The sequence below is a fragment of the Chryseobacterium sp. GW821-FHT04C04 genome (genome assembly GCF_059420365.1).
In genome coordinates this window covers 147,108-168,726 of record NZ_JBWKTO010000004.1, presented here as the reverse complement: position 1 = coordinate 168,726, position 21,619 = coordinate 147,108, and the positions used below count along the sequence as shown (strand labels likewise).

25 protein-coding genes are annotated in these 21,619 nt (G+C 35.6%); 13 read left to right on the top strand and 12 right to left on the bottom strand.

Annotated features, from left to right (window positions below; genetic code table 11):
• Nucleotides 1-72 precede the first annotated feature (72 nt).
• The 4 genes from AC07UM_RS14110 to AC07UM_RS14095 form a co-directional block, all read right to left on the bottom strand.
• Nucleotides 73-366 (bottom strand): hypothetical protein, encoded by a 294-nt coding sequence (locus tag AC07UM_RS14110; RefSeq protein ID WP_103234119.1) that lies wholly within the window; start codon nucleotides 364-366, stop codon nucleotides 73-75.
• A gap of 49 nt (nucleotides 367-415) precedes the next feature.
• On the bottom strand, nucleotides 416-1,402 hold the full coding sequence (locus tag AC07UM_RS14105; protein WP_494683752.1) for a 2-hydroxyacid dehydrogenase: 987 nt from the start codon (nucleotides 1,400-1,402) through the stop codon (nucleotides 416-418).
• A gap of 332 nt (nucleotides 1,403-1,734) precedes the next feature.
• The gene (locus AC07UM_RS14100; RefSeq protein WP_494683751.1) at nucleotides 1,735-2,385 is read right to left on the bottom strand and encodes a protein-L-isoaspartate(D-aspartate) O-methyltransferase; all 651 of its coding nucleotides are present in this window, start codon (nucleotides 2,383-2,385) and stop codon (nucleotides 1,735-1,737) included.
• Nucleotides 2,386-2,487: 102 nt separating this feature from the next.
• The gene (locus tag AC07UM_RS14095; protein WP_494683750.1) at nucleotides 2,488-3,135 is read right to left on the bottom strand and encodes a hypothetical protein; all 648 of its coding nucleotides are present in this window, start codon (nucleotides 3,133-3,135) and stop codon (nucleotides 2,488-2,490) included.
• Nucleotides 3,136-3,269: 134 nt separating this feature from the next.
• Between AC07UM_RS14095 and AC07UM_RS14090 the strand changes: the two genes are divergently transcribed.
• From AC07UM_RS14090 to AC07UM_RS14050, 9 genes are all read left to right on the top strand, one after another.
• Nucleotides 3,270-4,232 carry a Gfo/Idh/MocA family protein gene (locus tag AC07UM_RS14090; protein WP_494683749.1) on the top strand — a complete coding sequence of 321 codons (963 nt, stop codon included), beginning with the start codon at nucleotides 3,270-3,272 and terminating at the stop codon, nucleotides 4,230-4,232.
• Between the two features lies 1 nt (nucleotide 4,233).
• The gene (locus AC07UM_RS14085; protein ID WP_494683748.1) at nucleotides 4,234-4,968 is read left to right on the top strand and encodes a hypothetical protein; all 735 of its coding nucleotides are present in this window, start codon (nucleotides 4,234-4,236) and stop codon (nucleotides 4,966-4,968) included.
• Nucleotides 4,969-5,011: 43 nt separating this feature from the next.
• On the top strand, nucleotides 5,012-6,742 hold the full coding sequence (locus AC07UM_RS14080; protein WP_494683747.1) for a cellulase family glycosylhydrolase: 1,731 nt from the start codon (nucleotides 5,012-5,014) through the stop codon (nucleotides 6,740-6,742).
• A 208-nt stretch (nucleotides 6,743-6,950) separates the two neighbouring features.
• A complete protein-coding gene (locus AC07UM_RS14075; RefSeq protein WP_494683746.1) occupies nucleotides 6,951-8,276 on the top strand; it encodes a hypothetical protein in 1,326 nt (441 codons plus the stop codon).
• Between the two features lie 88 nt (nucleotides 8,277-8,364).
• A complete protein-coding gene (locus tag AC07UM_RS14070) occupies nucleotides 8,365-8,532 on the top strand; it encodes a carbohydrate-binding domain-containing protein (protein WP_494684261.1) in 168 nt (55 codons plus the stop codon).
• Between the two features lie 66 nt (nucleotides 8,533-8,598).
• On the top strand, nucleotides 8,599-9,477 hold the full coding sequence (gene bla-A, locus AC07UM_RS14065) for a CGA/CIA family class A beta-lactamase (RefSeq protein ID WP_494683745.1): 879 nt from the start codon (nucleotides 8,599-8,601) through the stop codon (nucleotides 9,475-9,477).
• Nucleotides 9,478-9,508: 31 nt separating this feature from the next.
• Nucleotides 9,509-9,919: a hypothetical protein gene (locus AC07UM_RS14060; RefSeq protein ID WP_494683744.1), complete on the top strand. Its 411-nt coding sequence runs from the start codon at nucleotides 9,509-9,511 to the stop codon at nucleotides 9,917-9,919.
• Nucleotides 9,920-9,929: 10 nt separating this feature from the next.
• Complete coding sequence (locus tag AC07UM_RS14055) at nucleotides 9,930-10,820, top strand: 3-hydroxybutyryl-CoA dehydrogenase (RefSeq protein WP_494684260.1); 891 nt, start codon at nucleotides 9,930-9,932, stop codon at nucleotides 10,818-10,820.
• 51 nt (nucleotides 10,821-10,871) lie between these two features.
• Nucleotides 10,872-11,111 (top strand): DUF8828 family protein, encoded by a 240-nt coding sequence (locus AC07UM_RS14050; protein WP_002977986.1) that lies wholly within the window; start codon nucleotides 10,872-10,874, stop codon nucleotides 11,109-11,111.
• Between the two features lie 49 nt (nucleotides 11,112-11,160).
• On the opposite strand, the gene AC07UM_RS14045 is transcribed toward AC07UM_RS14050, so the two are convergent.
• The 4 genes from AC07UM_RS14045 to AC07UM_RS14030 all read right to left on the bottom strand — a co-directional run bounded on the left by AC07UM_RS14045 (nucleotide 11,161) and on the right by AC07UM_RS14030 (nucleotide 16,273).
• Nucleotides 11,161-11,571, bottom strand: coding sequence for an META domain-containing protein (locus tag AC07UM_RS14045; RefSeq protein WP_494683743.1), 411 nt, complete (start codon nucleotides 11,569-11,571; stop codon nucleotides 11,161-11,163).
• 581 nt (nucleotides 11,572-12,152) lie between these two features.
• Nucleotides 12,153-14,555: a phenylalanine--tRNA ligase subunit beta gene (pheT, locus tag AC07UM_RS14040; protein WP_494683742.1), complete on the bottom strand. Its 2,403-nt coding sequence runs from the start codon at nucleotides 14,553-14,555 to the stop codon at nucleotides 12,153-12,155.
• A 210-nt stretch (nucleotides 14,556-14,765) separates the two neighbouring features.
• Entirely contained in the window at nucleotides 14,766-15,380 is a 615-nt protein-coding gene (locus AC07UM_RS14035; protein WP_494683741.1) for a DUF417 family protein, read from the bottom strand.
• A 62-nt stretch (nucleotides 15,381-15,442) separates the two neighbouring features.
• Entirely contained in the window at nucleotides 15,443-16,273 is an 831-nt protein-coding gene (locus AC07UM_RS14030; protein WP_494683740.1) for an AraC family transcriptional regulator, read from the bottom strand.
• A gap of 238 nt (nucleotides 16,274-16,511) precedes the next feature.
• Here AC07UM_RS14030 and AC07UM_RS14025 point away from each other — a divergent pair, with 238 nt between their 5' ends.
• Both AC07UM_RS14025 and AC07UM_RS14020 read left to right on the top strand, forming a co-directional pair.
• Nucleotides 16,512-16,691, top strand: coding sequence for a bacteriocin-like protein (locus AC07UM_RS14025; RefSeq protein ID WP_494683739.1), 180 nt, complete (start codon nucleotides 16,512-16,514; stop codon nucleotides 16,689-16,691).
• Nucleotides 16,692-16,742: 51 nt separating this feature from the next.
• Nucleotides 16,743-17,576 (top strand): GLPGLI family protein, encoded by an 834-nt coding sequence (locus AC07UM_RS14020; RefSeq protein WP_494683738.1) that lies wholly within the window; start codon nucleotides 16,743-16,745, stop codon nucleotides 17,574-17,576.
• 71 nt (nucleotides 17,577-17,647) lie between these two features.
• Here the strand turns inward: AC07UM_RS14020 and dnaN are convergent, their stop codons facing one another.
• Nucleotides 17,648-18,778: a DNA polymerase III subunit beta gene (dnaN, locus tag AC07UM_RS14015; protein WP_103232859.1), complete on the bottom strand. Its 1,131-nt coding sequence runs from the start codon at nucleotides 18,776-18,778 to the stop codon at nucleotides 17,648-17,650.
• 184 nt (nucleotides 18,779-18,962) lie between these two features.
• On the opposite strand from dnaN, the gene AC07UM_RS14010 reads away from it, so the two are divergent.
• On the top strand, nucleotides 18,963-19,328 hold the full coding sequence (locus AC07UM_RS14010) for a diacylglycerol kinase family protein (protein ID WP_494683737.1): 366 nt from the start codon (nucleotides 18,963-18,965) through the stop codon (nucleotides 19,326-19,328).
• A 69-nt stretch (nucleotides 19,329-19,397) separates the two neighbouring features.
• The gene (locus AC07UM_RS14005; RefSeq protein WP_494683736.1) at nucleotides 19,398-19,856 is read left to right on the top strand and encodes a lipocalin family protein; all 459 of its coding nucleotides are present in this window, start codon (nucleotides 19,398-19,400) and stop codon (nucleotides 19,854-19,856) included.
• An 85-nt stretch (nucleotides 19,857-19,941) separates the two neighbouring features.
• Here AC07UM_RS14005 and AC07UM_RS14000 read toward each other — a convergent pair whose 3' ends face one another.
• The 3 genes from AC07UM_RS14000 to AC07UM_RS13990 all read right to left on the bottom strand — a co-directional run bounded on the left by AC07UM_RS14000 (nucleotide 19,942) and on the right by AC07UM_RS13990 (nucleotide 21,503).
• Nucleotides 19,942-20,400: a GyrI-like domain-containing protein gene (locus tag AC07UM_RS14000; protein ID WP_494683735.1), complete on the bottom strand. Its 459-nt coding sequence runs from the start codon at nucleotides 20,398-20,400 to the stop codon at nucleotides 19,942-19,944.
• Between the two features lie 141 nt (nucleotides 20,401-20,541).
• Complete coding sequence (locus AC07UM_RS13995; RefSeq protein WP_494683734.1) at nucleotides 20,542-20,874, bottom strand: gamma-glutamylcyclotransferase family protein; 333 nt, start codon at nucleotides 20,872-20,874, stop codon at nucleotides 20,542-20,544.
• Nucleotides 20,874-21,503: an SGNH/GDSL hydrolase family protein gene (locus AC07UM_RS13990; protein ID WP_494683733.1), complete on the bottom strand. Its 630-nt coding sequence runs from the start codon at nucleotides 21,501-21,503 to the stop codon at nucleotides 20,874-20,876. The genes AC07UM_RS13995 and AC07UM_RS13990 overlap by 1 nt, the downstream gene beginning before the upstream one ends.
• Nucleotides 21,504-21,619: the final 116 nt, after the last annotated feature.

The window sequence follows — 21,619 nt, the reverse complement described above, 5'->3', positions numbered from 1 at the left end:
CAAGGAAGTCCTTATTCAACATAAAAAAACCTTACTGAAAATCAATAAGGCTGGTTTGTTTTTCGTAAAAATTTAGGTTAAAACATCATCGTTTTCTTCTTCATGGTCATCTTCATTATCGCTGAGACTCCAGTAATTATTCTCTTCATCTTCTTCTCCTATTTCTTCCATTTCATCATCATCCTCTGTGCCGGGGATATCTAAACCTTTATCAATTTTATCCTCGTCAAAATCTTCTTCTAAAATAGGATTACCGTCTCCATCAAGCGAAATGTGCTTTTCTTTCTTAAATATATCTTCATTAGGATTATAATCCATTTGTTCTAACCTCTTGTTTTGTTCATTAATATTTTTCTCTGGTGCCATGATAGGTAAGGTTTTAGGTTTATATAGTCAGAACAAAAATAATTCCAAGTTATGATGAATGATCAGAATAAACGTCCGGATTTGCACAATAAGGCATTTTTTCATTTTTTGAAAAAGCAATAATATTTCCTGCTGCCAGTCTTGCCATCCCGTTACGGGCTTCAACAGTAGCAGATCCAATGTGTGGGAGAATGCAAACACTTGAAAGCCCAAGAATAGGATCATCCGATGCCATCGGCTCCGGGTTGGTGACATCCAGGCCTGCTCCCCATATTTCCTTATCTACCAACGCCTTATACAGATCTTTCTGATTGTGAAAACCTCCTCTGGCCGTGTTAATGAAAATAGCATTCGGTTTCATCTGTTCAAATAGTGAATAATTGAATAATTCTTTATGCTCAGGGGTAAAGTTGGCATGAACACTCAATACATCTGAGTTTTTGATCAGCTCTTCGAAAGAAACATAAGCTGCTCCCAATTCTCGTTCTGCTTCTTCATTATGATTTCGGTTATGATAAATGATATTCATTCCAAAAGCTTTCTTTGATTTCTCTGCCATTTCATAGCCAATGCGCCCCAATCCGAAAACTCCCAGCGTTTTTCCGTACAGTTCCTGTCCCAAAGCTTGCAAAGGATCAAATGCATTCCAGTTTCCATCTTTTACTTTCTGGAAATTATAACTGGCTCTTCTTGCCACAGACTGCATGAGTAAAAAAGCTACATCAGAAGTGGCCCTGCTCAAAACATCAGGGGTATTTCCAATCGGAATATGCCTTTGTGTGGCTTCTTTTATTTCCACATGATCAAACCCTACAGAATATAAAGCAATAGCTTTGACATTTGGGCAGGCATCAAAAAATTCCTTGTCATATTTAAAATCACCCCCTACGTTTAGGATGGTATCTGTATTTTTACAATAGCCCAGCCATTCTTCGTAAGAAAGGTTTTCATTTTCCGGTATTATCATTTCCAGGCCTGCTTCTTCCAGCATTTTAATTCCTGTTTCGGGAATTCTTTTATTGATAAAAACTTTCATTATACTGTTGTTTGATGATTGTAAATAAAAAACCTCACTCGCAAAAAGTAAGGTTATTGAACTTTAATATTAAAAATTTATTTCTTTTCATCTGAATGTTTGTTCAGTATCTATTTTATTTTTTCCTGATGAGGAATTTCAAGATCGAGGGGTTTTAATTCCATCAATTTTCATTCCGAAATGGAGTTAAAAGATTTTAAATCTTGGCTAAAGTCTGGTGAATTTTTATTGATAAAAAACAGACTAAAGTCCGTTCCTATTAATAAGATCGGTTTACTAAAGAATTGGTGTTTGAGACCAGTTCCTCTACCAGTTCCGTTCTTTTGATAGAATTATTGATTGGTATTTCCCAACATCGGCACAAATTTATACGCCCCAAATTCTTCTTTCTCAAATTCTGTAGGACCTACTTTTGTAAACCTGAATAAAACCTGCTCATCCGTTGGTCCTAATGGAATGACCATAATTCCTCCAATGTTCAACTGTTTCAACAGTTCTGTAGGGAGTGTGGAAGCTCCGCAGGTCACTATAATTTTATCAAAAGGTGCAAAAGTAGGCAATCCGGCAAAACCATCCCCAAAGCTTTGAAACTTGGGATAGAGATGCAGCTCTCTGAGTTTCTTTTTAGAAAAATCAAACAGATCCTTCTGCCTTTCCACAGTATATACATGGGCTTTCATTGCCAATAAAACTGCGGTCTGGTATCCACATCCTGTTCCGATTTCCAACACTTTTTCACCTGCCTTTATCTTTAACAATTCAGACTGTTCCGCCACCGTGGAAGGATGGGAAATGGTCTGGTGTGCCAGAATTGGGAAAGCCCTGTCTTCATAGGCAAAATCTTCAAAAATACTTTCGATAAAAAGGTGTCTCGGAACTTCACTCATCGCCCGAAGTACATTTTCATCCGAAATTCCAATTCTGTGTCGAAGATATTCAACTAAAATCTTTCTTTTTCCTTTATGTACAAACGAATCCTGCATTTGACAAAAGTAAGAAATTAGATTTTAGATTTCAGAAATTGGAGCAAAGAATTATCCACAAAAAATAAAGCAATCAAAAAATGACTGCTTTATTCTTATTTCTTAATTCCACTTTATCGGATAAGGTCCGTAAAAATCGCTGAAGGTATTATCAGCACATCTTTTTCTCACAAAAAAGTTATAATTCACTGTTTTACTTAGCCCTACATAGATGGCTTTTTGACCTGCAAACACCAAATCTCCACTTGCAGGAGGTGCAGAACTGATTGTCAAAACAGTTTCATATGCAGAAACCCCATCATTTTCCCAGGATACTGTAGCATCAAAAACAGAAGAATTCACAGAAGAAGTTGTTTTTGAATACGTTGCATACCCCGGTTTTACACAAGTTGTTGTATTGCCGGCCAAAACGGTAACAGGTCCCGCCCAGTTGCTGCGGCCATTGTCTATTCCGCAATTTTTTCTCACGTAAAGGTCATATTTATTATCTTTATATAGAGGAAGATTATAGGAATTCTTATTGGTGACCACTGTGGTTCCCTTTCCTAAAGAAAAACCAGGTTCCCCATACTGTATTTCATAATATCCTTCGCCCTGACTAATAATGCTCCAGGAAAGCCGGTTATTCACTTTTTCAAATATCAGATTTGTTGGAGTTCCACATTTAGCCTGCGGGTCATATGGGCTATCTCCTATACATCCTGCAGTACATAATCCAAAGAAGAGTACCATCAAAATGAGTCTTTTCATCGTTATTTTTTAGACCGTGAATTTACTATAATTTCTTTAATGAATAAACGTGTTCCATCTTGAATATCTCCAAGTGAAAAGTCATGTATTTTATAAATGTACATTCACTATATTTACAAAAATTTAATACAGCTATGTTAAAAGCAGGTTTGGTAGGTGCCGGACACTTGGGAAAAATACATTTAAAACTTCTTAATCAATCAGATAGATATGAATTTGTAGGTTTCCACGATAAAGATGTTGAAAACGGAAAGAAATTAGAAGCCGAATTCGGATATACATATTTTGAAAATTTTGATGAATTATTGGAGCAGATTGACATGCTTGATATTGTCACTCCAACGATTTATCACTACGATTACGCCTTAAAAGCGATTGAAAAACGTCTCCACTTCTTTATTGAAAAACCGGTTACCCAGACTCTTGAGCAGGCAGAAGAAATTCTTCGTTTATGCCAGGAAAATGGAATCAAGGCACAGGTAGGACATGTTGAGAGATACAATCCGGCTTTCATTGCGACTAAGGAATATATCAGCAATCCGATGTTCATTGAAATCCACAGGCTGGCAGAGTTTAATCCACGCGGCACAGATGTTTCTGTAGTATTGGACCTTATGATTCACGATCTGGATATTCTATTGAGTATGGCGAAATCCAAGGTTAAAAACATCCATGCAAGCGGTGTTTGTGTGGTAAGCAAGACTCCGGATATTGCGAATGCAAGAATAGAGTTTGAAAACGGGTGTGTAGCCAACCTTACTACTTCCAGAATTTCTATGAAAGCCATGAGAAAAAGCAGGTTCTTCCAGAAGGATGCCTATATTTCTGTAGACTTTCTTGAGAAAAAAGCTGAGGTGATCAGAATGAAGGATGCTCCTGAAAGCCCTACTCCATTTGATATGATCATTGAGAATGCTGATGGAGAGAAGAATCAGATCTTGTTTGAATATCCGAATATTCAGCCTAACAATGCTATTCTTGATGAATTAAATTCTTTTGCAGATGCCATCACAGGTGACAAAAATGTAGAAGTATCCCTTGAAGACGGAACTGAAGCACTAAAAATAGCTCTGCAAATTATGAAGCTTATCAGTTAATATGAAAATAAAGTCTGCTCTATTTCTGGCAGCTATTACAATGCTATCTTGTAATCAGAAGAAAAGTGGTTACGAGATAGATTGTGATGATCAAAAAAAGCAGGCTCAAAATGATTTCAATTATAAAAATTATACCTGGACCATTTTCTCCGGTTTAGGCTCTGATTATCTGGGAGAAGAAGAATTTATCATACTTCTGAACCAGAATCATATAAAAACCCAACAAATCCCAATATCCTGTGTAAGATTTCCTAATGATCAGTATGAAAACTGCAGGGAAATTGAGATGAACAGGCTTATTCTAAAAAGCTTCGGCAAGAAATTTATGGACTCTTTGCGAGATACTGCAAAACGACAGTTTATAAAAAGTCATCCTGATGAAGTGTTTTCTTATGAAAGATGTGATGAGCTTTCACGTTATCCTAATTCCACAATGGATAATCAGTTTGAAAAAATTCAAGTTGATTACCTTCAAAAGCACCCAATCCCTAAAGAATACATTAGGAAAAAAGAAAAATATTACTCTTATACTTCTGCTACGTTTATACTCACTAAAAACGGAAAAATTAAAGATTTATCAGTAGAAAGTGAATTTCAAAACAAAAAAAACAATATATTTGAAAAACAATTCAATAAACAATTGAAAGATTTTGTTTCACATATACAATGGATTCCCGGCAAAATAAATGGTCTGAATGTAGACTCTTATTATGATGTGACCATTCATTATGACTAATTTCTAAAAATATTTCCTATTATTTTAAACCATTGAAACTACTATGAAAAGAGCTATTCTATTATCCGCAGTTTTATTGTCTCAATTTGGGACATCTCAATTATTAAAGACTTCCGGGCAGAAAATTGTTAATGATAAAGGTGAAAATATTCAATTGAGAGGCCTTGGTCCAGGCGGCTGGATGCTTCAGGAGGGATATATGCTGAAAACAGCTGATTTTGCAGGACCTCAGTATAAAATTAAGGAGAAAATTGCAGAATTAATTGGTGAAGATGGAATGAATGAATTCTACAAAGCTTATCATAAAAACGGAATCACGAAACAGGATATTGATTTTCTGGCAAAATCAGGCTTCAATTCTATAAGACTTCCGATGCATTACAATCTTTATACTCTTCCGATTGAAAAAGAGGCTGTAAAAGGCAAAGATACGTGGCTGGAAGAGGGTTTTAAGATGACTGATGATCTGCTTCGATGGTGTACAGATAATAAAATCTATCTGATCCTGGACCTTCATGCGGCTCCCGGCGGTCAGGGAAATGATGCCAATATCTCTGATAATGATAAGTCTAAGCCTTCGTTGTGGGAAAATGAAGAGAATCAGAGAAAAACGATAGCGCTATGGAAAAAATTGGCCGAAAGATATAAGGACAATCCATGGATTGGAGGCTACGACCTGATCAACGAACCTAATATTAATTTCACAGGTAAAAACCCAAATGGTACTGATGAAATGTCTAATGCTCCACTATGGAAGCTTCAAAAAGATATTACAGCAGCCATCAGAGAGGTGGATAAGAAACATATCATTTTCATTGAAGGAAATGGATGGGGAAATAATTATAACGGGCTGCCGGCTCTCTGGGACAACAATATGGCGTTCAGTTTCCATAAATACTGGAACTATAATGATGACCAGACACTGAAATTTGCACTGGACCTTAGAGAGAAACATAATATACCGATCTGGCTGGGGGAAACCGGTGAGAATTCTAATGTATGGTTTACTGAGCTGATTCAGCTTTTGGATAAGCATAATATTGGGTATGCATTCTGGCCAATGAAAAAGATTGACAACATCGCAGGAGTTACCAATGTGAAAATCACGCCTGAGTATGAGAAACTATTGGATTACTGGAAAAATGGCGGTGAAAAGCCTTCTAAAGAATATGCAAAGAAAGCTTTAATGCAAATTGCCGACAATTATAAACTGAGCAATACGGAAATCAAAAAAGATGTGATTGATGCGATGTTCAGACAGACAACGGATGCTTCAACAAAGCCATTCAAAAATCATCAGGTTCCGGGAAGAGTATTTGCTTCGGAATATGACTTGGGAAGAATCGGGGCCGCTTATCTGGATAAGGATTTCATTAATCTTTGGGTAAGTGATCCGGCTAAAAGGTCTGAATGGAACTTTGGACAGCAGATGAGAAATGACGGTGTAGATATCTATAAATGTAACGATACAATTACCAATCAGTATTATGTAGGAAAAACGGAATCCGGAGAATGGCTTCAGTATACGGTTCAATCGAAAGGAGCAAAAAATTATACGTTTGATATCAGATATTCGGCTGCTACTGATTCTAAAATAAGAATTGAAACGGCTTCCGGAGAGTTGCTTGCTACCGTTCCTTTAGATGCGACCGGAAAAAATGAAAACTGGAAAACATTTTCCTTCAAAAATGTCCCTTTGAAAAAAGGAGAAAATAAAATCAGAATTGCATTTGAAAATGATGGGGTCAATCTGAATTATTTTGAAGTAAAATAGTCATTATTTCTTTACATTACAGATCCCTTTTAGCATCTAAAAGGGATTTCTTTTGGCATTACTTAACGTACTATGAATTCATGTTAAAGTTTCTTGTCTCTTTTTACTTTTTCCAATTCCAAGAAGTTTCATGTATAAATGATATTAGTATTTCTCATGATTTTATTTTAACTATTATTGCATATTACATACAGCAACATCGACTTAAATGAAAAACAAAAAATTCATCATTTCCAATGTATTAACTTTTCTTTTTACATTTTTATCTGCTACAATCGTATCCGCACAACATACTAAACGTATTTTACCTATAAAAAAAATAAACAACGATACCCTGATTGCTGTTTACAAACAATCCATTAAGGATGTGTCACACGGAAAGTATATGGATGCTTCATTTGGTTTACTAAAACGTTTAGATGTTGAAAGTATTGACCAAATTGACGATCCTGATATTGTGGATCAATGGGCACAAGTTATGTCAACCATGACAGGAATTCCAACATTTAATAAAGCGAAAGGAGCAGATTTCCATGTACCTAAAGAACAAATTGATGGTTTAAAACGAGCCAAAGGAATTCCTGCCATTGCAGAAATTGTGAAGCGTGCCCGCAAAACACGTATTGTTATTCTTAACGAAAATCATTTGGATCCACGTGGCCGTGCATTTGCTCTTGAAGTAGCACAGGCATTAAAACCTCTCGGTTACACGATTCTGGCGGTAGAAGCACTGAGACCTTACGCGGATGACCATGAAGAAAGTTCCAAAATGGAACAACTCTCCAAAGATGGTGTTGTAAAAGCTGCTGGTGATGCCTATAGTGGATATTATCTGGATGATCCTGTTTTTGCCGATTTTATAAGGCAAGCTTTAACAATAGGATACCAGCCCATTTCCTACGAAACTGCAGGTCGCGGATATACCGATAAAGAACGTGAAGAAGCACAGGCCGAAAACCTTATACGTCGTGGTGTAAAAGCCTTTCCCGAAAGCAAAATTTTGGTGTACGTTGGTGAGCGTCATGCCGCAGAAAAACCGATTTACAGCGAAGAAAAGCCTTATCTAAAAATGGCCGCCGTTCTTAAAGAAAAGACAGGCATTAATCCTTTAACAATAGACCAAGCCGGACTTTCCGCCATTCCTATGAACCGCCCGGATATTGACCTTTATAAAAAGGCATCCGCCAAAGTGTTACATAGATCGGTTGTATTATTCAACAAGGGAAAACCATTTACCACCGGACTTTTGGCTGATGCAGTGGATTTACAAATTGTTCATCCTCCAACAAAGCTTATCAGTGGACGCCCTGATTGGATGCTGACAATGCATCGATTTGCCATTCCTATTCCCAAAACTCTCCTCCCACAATCCGGAAGCCGACTCGTTCAAGCATTTGTTGCAGATTCCCCTTCTGAAGCGCGACCAATAGACCAAGTTTTGGTTACTGCAGGTAAAATTCCTCCTGTCATGATGCTACCGAAGATTAAAGTTCGTTATGCTACACAGGATTTTCCGAATCAAACGAAGCATTAATTGGTTAGGCTTCATAATGACTTCGTGAGAAAGTTTACTTTTATCAGATGCCCACCCTATCATTTAACATTTTATTTAAAGCAGAAAAATTTACGCTCTTGACATCAGGTATTCTGTTCCGTTACATTCAACAGGAGGCAAAGGTACATGGAACACTGTTTCTGTAAAAAATATACCTCTACAGAAAGGAGAAAACAAGATCAGAATTTTCTTTGAAAATGATGGGGTCAATCTGAATTATTTTGAAGTAAAATAGTAATAATTATCTTAAATTGCAGCTCTCTTCCGGTCTTCAGAAGAGGGCTTTTTTAATGATACCACTATGAAAAAAACAGCATTCCTTTTTCTTCTGATCTCTGCATTCTCATTTGCTCAGACTTCAATATTAGAACAAAAAATAAACTCAATTCTTAAGAATAAAAAAGCAACGGTCGGGGTTTCTGTTCTGGGCTTTGAAAATGGTTTTAAGTATGATAAAAATGCAGACAAAAAGCTGCCTATGCAAAGTGTATTTAAATTTCATATTGCAGCAGCGGTTCTGAATTTTGTAGATCAGGGAAGACTTTCTCTGGATCAGAAAATTGTATTGAACAAATCGAATGTACTGGAGAATACCTGGTCGCCGCTTCGTGACAAGTATCCTGAAGGAAGTGCTGGAATCCCGTTAAGTGAAGTGATCGAATATACTGTTGCCAAAAGCGATAACAATGGATGTGATATTCTTCTCAAACTATTGGGTGGAACACAGACTGTTCAGAAGTTCATGGATTCTAAAGGAGTAAAAGGTTTTCAGATTAAATACAATGAAGAAGCCATGCACAAAGACTGGAATGTTCAGTATGAAAATTACAGCACTACAAAATCTGCAGTTGACGTTCTGAAAAAGCTGTACGACGGAAAATTAGTATCAAAGAAATCTACAGAGTATCTGATGAAGGTTATGCTCTCTACTTCAACGGGACTCAACAAAATGGTGGAACAGCTTCCCAAAAATACTCCTGTGGCAAGAAAAACGGGAGCTTCCGGAAAAAATAAAACAGGCTTAACAGGGGCAGAAAACGAAATAGGAATCGTTACTTTACCTAATGGCAAACATTATGCATTAACTGTATTTGTCAGTAACTCAATGGAAACGGACGCAGCAAACTGCAGGATGATTTCTGATATTTCTAAGGAAGTCTGGGAATATTTTAATAAATAAAATTTTAAGCTTATTTTTAAGCGATTTTAACATGAAAAAAATAATAATAACAACAGCCCTATTAGCTTTTACATTCTTTTACTCACAAAAGAATCAGAATTATTTACAGATCAGCTATGGAAGTGTATGCTGTGGTCCGCCATCTGATAAACCTGTCGCCAGCTTTCTGAAAGAATTCAAGAGAAAATATCAGATCAAAAGCCTGGAAATCCTGATACAAAAAGGAATGGGCAGAGAAGGTGAATATACATTATACGTGGGGACAGATTATCTGACAAAAAATCAAAAGAAAAGGCTTATAAGAGGTCTTATGGCTACTGTTTCCAATCAAAACAACAGCAAAGAGCAAAGCAATAAAGGAAATGTCAATTTTGATCCGGAACTTATTGTTGCACAGTCAGATCTTGCAGAATCAAAAAATTTAACTATCTATAAAAAATAAAGGAAAAATGATCAAAAACATTGTAGTTATCGGAGCGGGAACCATGGGAAATGGTATTGCACATACTTTCGCACAAAGCGGTTTTAAAGTAAATCTTGTAGATGTATCTCAGGAAGCTCTGGACAAAGGTTTAAAAACCATTACTACCAATCTTGACAGAATCATTGCAAAAGGAAACCTTACAGAGGAGCAAAAAGCTGAAACGCTAGGAAACATCACTACTTTTACAGCATTGAAGGATGCCGTAGGAACTGCAGATCTTATTGTAGAAGCTGCTACAGAAAATATGGATCTTAAACTAAAGATCTTTGGCCAGATGGATGAGCTGGCTCCTGCAGGCTGTATCCTTGCTACCAATACTTCTTCTATTTCTATCACCAAAATTGCTGCAGCCACTAAAAGAGCTGATAAAGTAATCGGTATGCACTTTATGAACCCGGTTCCCATCATGAAACTGGTAGAAATTATCAAAGGATATTCTACTTCTAAGGAGACTTTTGATGCAATTTATGAAATGAGTAAAACATTGGGCAAAGTTCCTGTAGAGGTGAATGACTATCCTGGTTTTGTGGCCAACAGAATTTTAATGCCAATGATCAACGAGTCTATCGAAACTCTTTATAATGGTGTTGCCGGTGTGGAAGAAATTGACACGGTAATGAAATTGGGAATGGCACATCCGATGGGTCCGCTTCAGCTGGCAGATTTTATTGGTCTTGATGTATGTCTTGCTATCCTGAATGTAATGTATGACGGTTTCAAAAATCCTAAGTATGCGCCGAACCCATTATTGGTAAACATGGTGACAGCAGGAAAACTGGGTGTAAAATCAGGTGAAGGGTTCTACGATTATTCTGAAAGCAAAAAAGCTGAAAAAGTTTCAAAAATGTTTTTGAAGTAATCTTAAATCAATAATTTTATTTATCTTTGAGAAAGTTAAAACATTAAAAAAATGAAATTACCAAAGTTTTTATTAGCAGATAATTCGGAGTTTCCAGAAGATCTATTCGTAGTTCATACAGAATACCCAAGATTTATCTTAAACGTTGAGGAAGAAGAAGTTGAGTGGTTAGATGATCTTGAGGGTGATGATGAAGAAACTATGGCAGACGAGGCGACTAAAGTAGTAGAAGCAGCGTTCAAATGGTGCGACGAAGAATTGGCTAAGTACGACGAAGAAGAGGAAGATTAATAACACTCTAAACATAAAAAAGGAACTCAATTGAGTTCCTTTTGTTTTTTTATTCTGATTTTGTGAATTTCAATAGCAAAAGATTGTCTTTGTACAATTCTAAAGTATTACCGGAAATCACATATTTGTTAGCTTTTCCCATCATATCCATAAAGTTCTGCTCTACTCCGATGTTGCTACACATCATTTTCGTAGATCCCATCTGTCCCGCTGTAAAACTTCCTGTAGACGGATCTATGGTAGCTGTTCCGAAATAGTTGTTACATCCTGCATTTCCAGTGATCTTTTCTCCTTCAATATTCAATGTCGGAACTTTACCTTTTACCGTTTCAGCCAATGTCCATTTTGTACTGGCAAGAGCAGGCTGAGCCTTTCCTACTTTAGAGGCAGACGGGCTTGTCATACTTCCACATGAAGCCAATACGGCAGCTGTACATATACTTAAAAAAAGATTTTTCATTTTTTACTTTTTGAATTAATCCAAATTTACGGAAATTATATTATCTAAACGGGCTGCAGCAAATTTTATTATTCTTTAACATCTTATATTTTAAATATTTTTCCGGGCTATTTTTAAGGACGAAAGTACCATCTGTAGTTATACATTGGAAAGCGCAAAGACGCAAGTATATTAATATGCAGCGGATTTAAGGTGCAGGGATTTTATCTTCGATAAAATTTACAGTGTTTTTGTCATTCTGAGCAAAGCAAGGAATCTGTATTTTAATATACTCTCGAAGATTATGCAGATTTTACAATTATAGATATTTAGGTTCCTGACGGAATGGATAAAGGCTTCGGATAGAATTGTTTTAGCAAGCTTTAATACAAAACCCTTCCATTTTAAACACGAATAACACTAATATTTCACAAATATCACGAATAGTATATTCAATAGGAACGGGCTTTAGCCCGTTTACTTAAAAAAGCAATATTCAAATGGCTTTAGCCAAAGCCTATCCATATAAACTCAGTTTCAAAACAAAAAAACGGACTTTATAAAGTCCGTTTCAATTATAATGAAATATATATTTTCAAGTATTAAGATCTCAACTCTGCGTTGAATTCTTTCTGGAAAGATTTGATCAAAGAATCCATTACTTCTGTAATTTCTTTTTCTTCCAGTGTTTTTTCTTCGTTTAACAGCTCGAAACTCATTGCATAAGACTTCTTACCTTCAGGAAGATTTTTACCTTCATACACATCGAATAGATTAACACTCTTAATGAATGGAGATTTATTCTTTTTAGCGGTCTGATATAAATCCTGATAGTTTACATTTTTATCGATCAATAACGCTAGGTCTCTTCTGATTTTGTTGAACTTCGGAATGTCTTTGAATTTCAGTTCGTTTTTAGAACGAAGTTCCTGGGCATATTCCAGTTCAATCTCTGCGTAGAAACAATCCTGATCGATATCAAAATCTTTTAATAATGCAGGAGCTACTTTTCCGATTCTTACCAAAGCTTTACCATCTGCTTCATATACCAATGCATCAGAGAATCTTTCATCAGACAGAGCAACTTCTTTATAGTCTACAGCAAGTCTTTCCAATAAAACCTTTACATAAGCTTTAAGGTTATAGAAACTTACAGCAGATTTCGGCTGAAGCCAGTTTTCTGCAGTATCTCTTCCGGAAACCAATAATGCCAGTTGTTTTCTTTCTTCGTATTTTTCTTTTTTGTGATAAATTTTTCCTAATTCGAAGAACTTGATGTCCTGGTTCTTTCTATTGATGTTGTATGCTGTATTCTGAAGAAGTCCTTCCAATAAAGACTTTCTCATGAATGCCAAATCTCCGCTTAAAGGATTTAACAATTTTACCGCATCAGTTTCATCTTTTACAGAAGTTAATGAGTTATTCATCACTTCATTGAAACCAAGGCTCTGTAAACCTCTTGCCCATGTATTTTCAAGTTCATCCTGATCGTTAGCACTTAGCTTAACCGGGGTAAACGAAATTTTCTGTGGAGCATCAATTTTATTATATCCGTAGATTCTTAAAATCTCTTCTATAACATCTATTTCTCTTGTTACATCTGCTCTGTAAGCAGGAACAGAGATTTCAAAACCATTAGGAATTTCATTTAAAACCTGAATTTCCAATGCTTTTAAGATTTCCTTTACTTTTTCTCTGTGAATTTTTGTTCCTAAAATCTGCTCAATTTTAGAGAATCTCAGGATCACATAGTTGTCTTCTATTTTCTTAGGATACTCTTCCAATAACTCTCCTACTAATTTTCCTTCAGCAATTTCCTGAATCATTTTAATAGCGTGGGTGATCGCCGTTCTTGTAATATTCGGGTCTACTCCTCTTTCAAATCTGAAAGAAGCATCAGTATTCAAACTGTGGGCTTTTGCTCCTTTTCTTACCGCAATCGGATTGAAATAAGCACTTTCCAGGAATATTGTTTTTGTCGTTTCAGATACTCCGGAATTTGCACCACCAAATACTCCAGCGATACACATTGGATGGTCTTTACCATCTTTGATCATGATTTCAGAACCATTCAGTGTTCTTTCCACCCCATCCAAAGTAGTAAATTTTGTTCCCGGTTTTACGACTCCTACTTTCACTTTCTTATCTGCAATTTTGTCTGCATCAAATGCGTGAAGCGGCTGCCCGTATCCGTGAAGAATATAGTTGGTAATATCTACAACGTTATTGATTGGGCTTAACCCGATCGCTTTCAGTCTGTCTTTTAACCAAGATGGAGATTCTGCTACTTTTACGTCTTCAATTACAGCTCCGATATACCTTGGACACAATTCTGCATCTTCAATTTCCAGTTTGAAATCATGAGCTCCCTCATTATTCAAAGCTTCAGAAGCTACTTTATTAAATTGCGACTTTAGTTGATTTGTAGAAAGATAAGCATGCAAATCTCGGGCAACACCATAGTGAGACATTGCATCTGTTCTGTTCGGTGTTAATCCGATTTCAAAAACCTCATCATTAGTCAGCTCAAAATAGTCAGCAAAGTTTTTCCCTACTTCATATTTGGTTTCATCCAGCACCATAATTCCTCCGTGATCTTCACTAAGACCCAGTTCATCTTCTGCACAGATCATTCCCTGAGAAACCTCACCTCTGATTTTTGCTTCTTTAATTTCAAAAAAGTTTCCGGTTTTGTCATAGATTTTAGTTCCGACAACTGCTACAGGAACAGTTTGCCCAGCCTCTACATTAGGAGCTCCGCAAACAATATTTAATACTTTTCCGTTTCCTACGTCTACTGTTGTCTTCTTCAGTTTGTCAGCATTCGGATGTTTCTCGCAGGTTAATACTTTACCTACAACGATTCCTTCCAAACTGCCTCTTACACTTTCAAATTTATCTATCCCTTCAACCTCAAGACCTATATCTGTAAGGAATTCACCGATTCTTTCAGTTTTTGATTCCGTTTTTACAAAGTCCTTCAGCCAGTTGTTTGATATTTTCATTTGTTTATCTATCTACTTGTTTAATTCGTCAGATGAGTATTAGAATTTCATCCGCCCTATTTTGAAACTTTTATTTGAAATTCCACCCTGTATTCCAGTATGATTTTTCAAGCTACAAATGTCGTGTTTTTTTGAGAAATAGAGAAATTTAGAAGCGACTTTAAGATAATAAATTTTCGTTAATAGATTCGCTTCTGATTCGTAGATTTATTAGTGAGATGGTCTCACCGCTTTCTTTAAGCTATCAGAGAATACTATCAGGCCTCCGGCCATCATGATAATATCTTTCAAGACCAGACGTCCTGCTCCTGAGAGATAGGGAAATCCATACTGAGGTGTGGAATAATCTCCTCCCAGATTGGGTACATACACTTCGGGAGTCGTGATCAGAAATGACAGCGTAACCAATGACATTAAAAATGTTAAAGCCCCTCCAACAGCTCCAATTTTAGGAAACCAAATACCTAATGCAACCAAAATACTGATCACGATAATCATTGTTCCCAATCCATAAGAAAATGTATAGGTTCCGTTTTCCTGATGCCAATCAATGTTTTTCTGAACGACTTTTCCCTCAGGGTTTTTATACAGAGTATATTCTGCAACAGGTTTTTTATCTTCATTAAGAACTTTAGTGCCCGCATTTTTGTAGAAGAAACTCATCAGAGGGCTGTTGGCAACAAAAGGAACAATTCCATCGGCTTCGTAATGAAATGCCTTTAAGCCTCCAATCCAGGCCATAACGATGAAGATTGAAATTCTTAGAAAATTGAAAAACCAGGTATCCAATTGTAATAAACGGTCATAAAGTCTCTTGTTTTGCATGTGATTTATTTTTTTCAAAGGTATTCACATGCTTAGAGCACCAACATAGATATTTGAGGACATTACATGGACATTTTCGCCACCACAGAAATTCCTACTTCTTCTCTGTACTTTTTGGGAGAGCATCCCACCGATTTTTTGAAGTACCTGCTAAAGTAAAATTCATCTGTAAACCCAAGCTCCGAAGCAATTTCCTTTACAGACCGATACGTTAGGTGCAGCAGTTTTTTAGATTCAAGGATGATTCTTTCATTGATCAGCTGTGTAGGTGTTTTTGCAAATTCTTTTTTTACCGCTTTGCTTAATGTATTATTGGTGATGCTCAGTTTGTCACTGTAAAATGACAGCTCTTTTTCATTTCTAAAATGGGCTTCCAGCAGTTTCTGAAATTCTGCAGCATATTTATTCGGCAGCTTATCAGTAGAAATCGTACTGTTTTCAATGCTGCTTTTCTGTTTACTGCCAATCGCAAGGATAAGCTGTATATAAGTTTTGATGATGGATTCTGAAAAATGGTGTTTTTCACATGCTTCTTTTTTGATATGATTAAAAAGCTCAAGAATATAATGATAGTTCTCTTCAGACAGTTCAATCCCAGGATTCAGATAAATATTATTGAAGAGAAGCCCGTTGCATGCCACTTCTTCTTTATGATATTCTATACAGTAATAATCCCCATGGAAGAAAAGCACATGGATATTTTCATCAGACTCCGACACCAGCTTCAACTTCTGGTATGGAGAAAGAAACAGGATATTGTATCCCTTATAAGAATAATTGATATCATCCACAGAAAAAACACCGGACCCTTTCCATAGAATCACACTGTAATTTTCAGTTGTGAACTCTGCGGCAAAATCTGAGGTTTGGTAAGACTGTATTTTTATTTTCATGATGAAAATTGATCGAAATAAACGTTTTAATTTAGAACAAAACTACTAAAAAAGAGGCTCTTTAAAAGTGACAAAATAAAGTAATAATAGTAATTTAAAGAATATTACAACTTAAAAACACAACCAACAGAGATTCATTTACTTATAAATAGATTTTTTTTAGAAAATACGGTTTCCCACAATTAAAAATAAAAAATTATATATAAATTTAAATTACAAATTTTAAAATAAATGCATTATGAAAAAATTAAAAAAATTATCACGAAATGAATTGAGAGATTTAAAAGGCGGAACATCTTATGGTGACATGTGCAGTACGGGCAACAATGATATTTGTGCTCAGTATGGACTTGAATGTGGACTTTACATTGGAAGAGATAATTCCGTAGGAGAATGGGCAGCTTTTAGATGTATGTAGATAATTTATCCCCTTTTTTTTGTAAAAGAGGGGATTTATAATAAACTTAAAATGTATAAAAAATATACTTTTAAAAAGGTCATATTACTTCTTTTTTTTCTTACATATATTATTGTTCCTTCTCAAAGTTTGACAATTATGTATGAACTTGTCTATAGACCATCAACATTATATAAAAAAACAAAATCCAAAATATATTATCTGGATATTTTAAATCAGGAATCAGTTTTCCGTGATGATACAAGAAAAAAATCAGATTCTATGATCTATTATGGGAATGGCTATGGAATGGGTTACCCTAACATTAATGAGCAAATATATCTGAAAAAAAAACTAAAATCAAATCAATTTTTCAGATATTTCACATCAATGATAAGCAGGGATAAGTTTTATATCCCAATGACTAATGTCATGAATTGGACATTAACTGACGATATCAGAATGATTGGAAATATAAAATGTCAAAAAGCTGAAACAACATATGGAGGCAGACATTGGACAGCATGGTTTTCTCACGAAATTCAAATATCCGAAGGACCATATATATTTCATGGTTTGCCTGGTTTGATTATAGAAATATATGATGATAAGGAAGATTATTCATTCCGATTAATTAAAACTCAAAAATTTGACCATAAAAATTTATATACATCAGAAGAAAATGGTGGAAAAGAAATCAATTGGGAAGTATTCAAAAAGCTTATGCAGGATTTCTATAATGATCCTTATGCATACATAAAAACATCAGGATATAAAGCAATGACTGATGATGGAAATGGTGGTATGAAAAAGTTAAATTTCAGAGAATCAACTTTTGAAATTCAAAAAAGTTTAAGAGAAAAAAACAATCCTATAGAGCTAAATCAAAAAATTGATTTTAAATAAAATCATCAAACACTAATTCATAAAGAAAGCCGGAAAATTCCGGCTTTCTTTTTTATTGGTATACTTTACTATTACAATCCGATTACCGGCATTGATAACATTAAGATATTTTCGTTTTCTTCAAGACCGTCAAGAGGTTCGATGATTCCCGGTCTGTTAGGCTGGGACATTTTCATGGTGATATCGTCAGATCCTAAAATCGTCAGCATTTCTGTTAAGAATTTTGAACTGAATCCAATATTGATATCTTCTCCGTTGTAGTCACAAGGAATCTGCATGTCTGCTTTGTTTGCATATTCAGTATCTTCAGCATGAAGGTGAAGAATATTTCCAGAAAGCTTAAATCTTACCTGATTGGTAGATTTATTAGACATGATGGATGCTCTTTTGATCGCTCCCAACAAAAGGTTTCTGTTGATCGTCAATACATTTGGATTTTCCTTCGGAATTACCGCTGTATAGTTTGGATATTTTCCATCAATCAGTCTACAGATCCAGATATGCTTACCAAAAGTAAACTTAGCCATATTCTCATTGAAGTCGATCGTAACGTCTTCATTAGAACTTGCCAGGATATTTTTGAAAATGTTCAGAGGCTTTTTAGGCATGATAAACTCCATTGGTTCAGCATTGATAAGGTCTGCTCTTTTGTACACCACCAATCTGTGGGAGTCTGTAGAAACGAAATTGGTTTCGTTTTCTCCAAACTGGAAAAGAACTCCTGTCATTACCGGACGAAGAGAATCGTTACTTGTCGCAAATAGGGTATTCGTCAAAGCTTCAGACAAAACTCCTGCCGGCATCGTCACACTTTGTGAAGCGTCGAATTCTGGCAATTCCGGATAGTCATCCGCATTGTCTAATGCTACTGCGAAATTATCTTTTTCATCTAAAATCTCAAGCTGGCTGCCAGTTCCTTCGGCATTGTCTTTTACAACAAATGTCAGAGGCTGTTCTCCATATGTCTTGATAAAATCCTGAAAAATTTTAGCAGGAACAGCAAATTTACCTGTATCATCAGACTTTACTTCCAGAGAAGTAACAAGAGTTGTCTCGCCGTCAGATGCTGTAATGGTAACATTATTTCCGTCTAATTCAAAAAGATAGTTTTCTAAAATCGGTCTCGATTGAGAGCTTGATATTACGCCACTTACAGTTTGCAAAGCCTTCTGCAGTTCACCACTTGAAATAATAAATTTCATAGATTTATAAAATAAGTTTGTACAAATATAATAAATAGATACAACAAAGAAAAGAATAATATGGAGTAGTTTTGAACAAATATCCTTAATCTGTTTTGAGCCTTGACATTATGCTCTGATTTCCGTGAAGATTCATTTTTTTATCAAAATACAAAGTCTATCTTTGTGTGAAAAGTTAGAAATCATGCAAAAACCTCCTATCCATAAAAGTTTTCTCAATGCTTTCCGGGGTGTTTTTATGATGATAAAAACAGAAAGGAATTTCCGGATTGAACTTTTGGCATTTTTTGTCAACCTCTTCTTTATTTTCTATTTCCGTCTGAATAGTACAGATGCTGCTTTGGTCCTGATTGCTGCTTTTGCAGTTCTGACTGCTGAAATTTTCAATACTGCCATTGAAAAGATCTGTGATATCATTCAACCTGATTTCGACAAAAGAATCGGGTTTATTAAAGATATTGCTGCAGGAGCTGTTGTTTTAACAGCTATTGCCTCAGTGATTGTTGGGGTTCTGGTGTATGGGAAATACATTTTACCATTTATATCATAAAGCACCTGTTTTTATAGATTCAAAGTTCTTCAATGGATATTTTTTATTATGTTCGCGAAAAATTAATTTATGAAAAAGATTTTGGTGGGGGTTCTAGGTTTAGTACTTCTTTCATCATGTGGTAATGATAGTGATACTTTACCTATAGAAAATAATGGAAATTCTACTACGGGAAATATTGTGGGGACATGGAAAATACAAACCCAATATACAGTTTCCGGTACTGATAAAACGACTGTTATAAAAGAATATGCTCCTGATGACTGCAAGAAGAAAAGCACTTATGAATTCAGAAATGACGGAAAGTATTATATGACAGACTATAACAGTGTCAGTTCCGGATGTCAAAAAGCTGAAGCCACTATTAGTTACTCTTATTCTTCTGCCAATATGGAAGTTACAATAGGCAGTAATACCGCAAAAGTGCTTGAACTTTCATCCAACAAATTCATCTTCCTTGTTACTGATAATGAAGATCATAATAACGATGGAATTAATGATTACACAAAATATGTTTTATATAAGTAATCCATAGTAAAAATAGACAAAGCCTGCTAACATTAATGCAGCAGGCTTTGTTATTATTGATGAGTCAATATTTTTCTTTTCGATTTTATTTCACTGCAATTAAGATATCCACTTCTGCATCTGAAGGGTCTTGTGCTTTTTCTCCATAGACTTCAAAATCGGCTGTAAATACTCTTCCCAGATCCATTTCCCAGATTTTCAGCCATTCATTGATGATCAAACCTTTTGAAAGGTCTCCTTTTGTCGTAAACTTTACATAATCTCCACCGTCAAAAGAATAGCCTACCATTCCTTCAGGAATATTGTCAAGATTTTTTACTTTGCACCCAAGAACCGTTGTATAGGGCTTGGTATGGTCTTTTTCATACTCCGTATAAATAGAATAGATGGTGTTGTCTATTTTATTAGGAATCGAATTGATTATATTTTCGTTCATCATTTTCCCCCATAATACCGGAATATCTTTTGCTGCCTGTTCATTTTCATTAGTCGTTCTTACCGAGATCCCGATGATCTTAAAAGGTTCTATTTTCACGTTATTCATTTCCTGATTTTTTTGTAAGACAAAGATAAAGACAGAGTGTGACAACGGTGTGTCAGGAGTCTTTTAAGTTTTGGCTAAAGCCCGTTTCTATTGAATTAAAAAAAAGAGTTTAGTGGGATTGCTTCGCTTTGCTCGCAATGACTATTTCCCAACATAGATAAATCCTTTTTTTCCGGATTTAAAAACAGCTTCAATTCTTTTATAATCGTCTACTTCATATTCGTCTGCCAGGAAGATTTCCGCTTCTGTTACTTCAAAAAGCACGCCTTCTACCTGATCATCATCATTCCCTGAAAACTCCAATACCGGATGGTATTTTTGCCCGCTTTTCCGTAATACTTCCGGATTTGTAATTTCAAGCATATTGAGTTTATATCCTGATAAAGTATCTTTTTCACCTTGTAAAAGGCGTCCAAAAGTCTCGATTTGAACCTGCTCCTTCTGCAATGTTCCGTAAGAAAATAATTGTGGCATTATAAATATTTTTCAATGATTGGGATAGCGAGTTCGGCCATCATTCCATAGCCTTTTTCATTAGGATGTACACCGTCTGAAGACAGTAAAATCTCTTTATCTTCTAAAAATGCAGCATAAAAATCAATATATTTCAACGAATTTTCGGCTGCCAGCTCTTTCAGGATCTGGTTGTAAATGATCACTTCTTCATTAGTTCTTAACTTCCCTGAGCTTACTACTACTCCATCTATCTTTTGAGAGAAAGGAAGAATGCTTACAAGATAAATTTCATTTGAAAATTGTGCAGCATGTATGATGGCTGTCTTCATATTCTTTTTAAATTTTTCAGGATCTACAATCTGCACCCCCTCTTTTATAGCAAGATCATTGGCTCCATAGCTTAAAAAAACGATATTCCCGTCGGGAGAATTTCTTGCGTCCAGTTCGTGGGGAATCCTTTTCAGTAATCCTTCTGTAGTTTCTCCTCCTATTCCAAGATTGAACAGGATCAGTTCATCTCCATTTCCTTCGTGAAATTTCTGCAGGGCATATCTTTTCAGAATATCTACCCACCCGCCAAAAACTCCGTCATATTCTCCGTAGGTAATGCTGTCACCGAAGAACAGCCCATAAATAATTTTCTTCATTCAGCTTTTATTGTTTCCTGTTTTGTTGAAGTAAAAATAGTAAGAAAACTATTAGTATCTTTCAATTCGCATAGTTTTTAACGCAAAAGACGCTAAAGGTTTATATTTTATGTTTT

Excerpts from the sequence above, each read along its gene's own strand:
- AC07UM_RS14110 (WP_103234119.1), bottom strand. The coding sequence starts at position 366 with ATGGCACCAGAGAAAAATATTAATGAACAAAACAAGAGGTTAGAACAA.
- AC07UM_RS14105 (WP_494683752.1), bottom strand. The coding sequence starts at position 1,402 with ATGAAAGTTTTTATCAATAAAAGAATTCCCGAAACAGGAATTAAAATG.
- AC07UM_RS14100 (WP_494683751.1), bottom strand. The coding sequence starts at position 2,385 with ATGCAGGATTCGTTTGTACATAAAGGAAAAAGAAAGATTTTAGTTGAA.
- AC07UM_RS14095 (WP_494683750.1), bottom strand. The coding sequence starts at position 3,135 with ATGAAAAGACTCATTTTGATGGTACTCTTCTTTGGATTATGTACTGCA.
- AC07UM_RS14090 (WP_494683749.1), top strand. The coding sequence starts at position 3,270 with ATGTTAAAAGCAGGTTTGGTAGGTGCCGGACACTTGGGAAAAATACAT.
- AC07UM_RS14085 (WP_494683748.1), top strand. The coding sequence starts at position 4,234 with ATGAAAATAAAGTCTGCTCTATTTCTGGCAGCTATTACAATGCTATCT.
- AC07UM_RS14080 (WP_494683747.1), top strand. The coding sequence starts at position 5,012 with ATGAAAAGAGCTATTCTATTATCCGCAGTTTTATTGTCTCAATTTGGG.
- AC07UM_RS14075 (WP_494683746.1), top strand. The coding sequence starts at position 6,951 with ATGAAAAACAAAAAATTCATCATTTCCAATGTATTAACTTTTCTTTTT.
- bla-A (WP_494683745.1), top strand. The coding sequence starts at position 8,599 with ATGAAAAAAACAGCATTCCTTTTTCTTCTGATCTCTGCATTCTCATTT.
- AC07UM_RS14060 (WP_494683744.1), top strand. The coding sequence starts at position 9,509 with ATGAAAAAAATAATAATAACAACAGCCCTATTAGCTTTTACATTCTTT.
- AC07UM_RS14050 (WP_002977986.1), top strand. The coding sequence starts at position 10,872 with ATGAAATTACCAAAGTTTTTATTAGCAGATAATTCGGAGTTTCCAGAA.
- AC07UM_RS14045 (WP_494683743.1), bottom strand. The coding sequence starts at position 11,571 with ATGAAAAATCTTTTTTTAAGTATATGTACAGCTGCCGTATTGGCTTCA.
- pheT (WP_494683742.1), bottom strand. The coding sequence starts at position 14,555 with ATGAAAATATCAAACAACTGGCTGAAGGACTTTGTAAAAACGGAATCA.
- AC07UM_RS14035 (WP_494683741.1), bottom strand. The coding sequence starts at position 15,380 with ATGCAAAACAAGAGACTTTATGACCGTTTATTACAATTGGATACCTGG.
- AC07UM_RS14030 (WP_494683740.1), bottom strand. The coding sequence starts at position 16,273 with ATGAAAATAAAAATACAGTCTTACCAAACCTCAGATTTTGCCGCAGAG.
- AC07UM_RS14025 (WP_494683739.1), top strand. The coding sequence starts at position 16,512 with ATGAAAAAATTAAAAAAATTATCACGAAATGAATTGAGAGATTTAAAA.
- AC07UM_RS14020 (WP_494683738.1), top strand. The coding sequence starts at position 16,743 with ATGTATAAAAAATATACTTTTAAAAAGGTCATATTACTTCTTTTTTTT.
- dnaN (WP_103232859.1), bottom strand. The coding sequence starts at position 18,778 with ATGAAATTTATTATTTCAAGTGGTGAACTGCAGAAGGCTTTGCAAACT.
- AC07UM_RS14010 (WP_494683737.1), top strand. The coding sequence starts at position 18,963 with ATGCAAAAACCTCCTATCCATAAAAGTTTTCTCAATGCTTTCCGGGGT.
- AC07UM_RS14005 (WP_494683736.1), top strand. The coding sequence starts at position 19,398 with ATGAAAAAGATTTTGGTGGGGGTTCTAGGTTTAGTACTTCTTTCATCA.
- AC07UM_RS14000 (WP_494683735.1), bottom strand. The coding sequence starts at position 20,400 with ATGAATAACGTGAAAATAGAACCTTTTAAGATCATCGGGATCTCGGTA.
- AC07UM_RS13995 (WP_494683734.1), bottom strand. The coding sequence starts at position 20,874 with ATGCCACAATTATTTTCTTACGGAACATTGCAGAAGGAGCAGGTTCAA.
- AC07UM_RS13990 (WP_494683733.1), bottom strand. The coding sequence starts at position 21,503 with ATGAAGAAAATTATTTATGGGCTGTTCTTCGGTGACAGCATTACCTAC.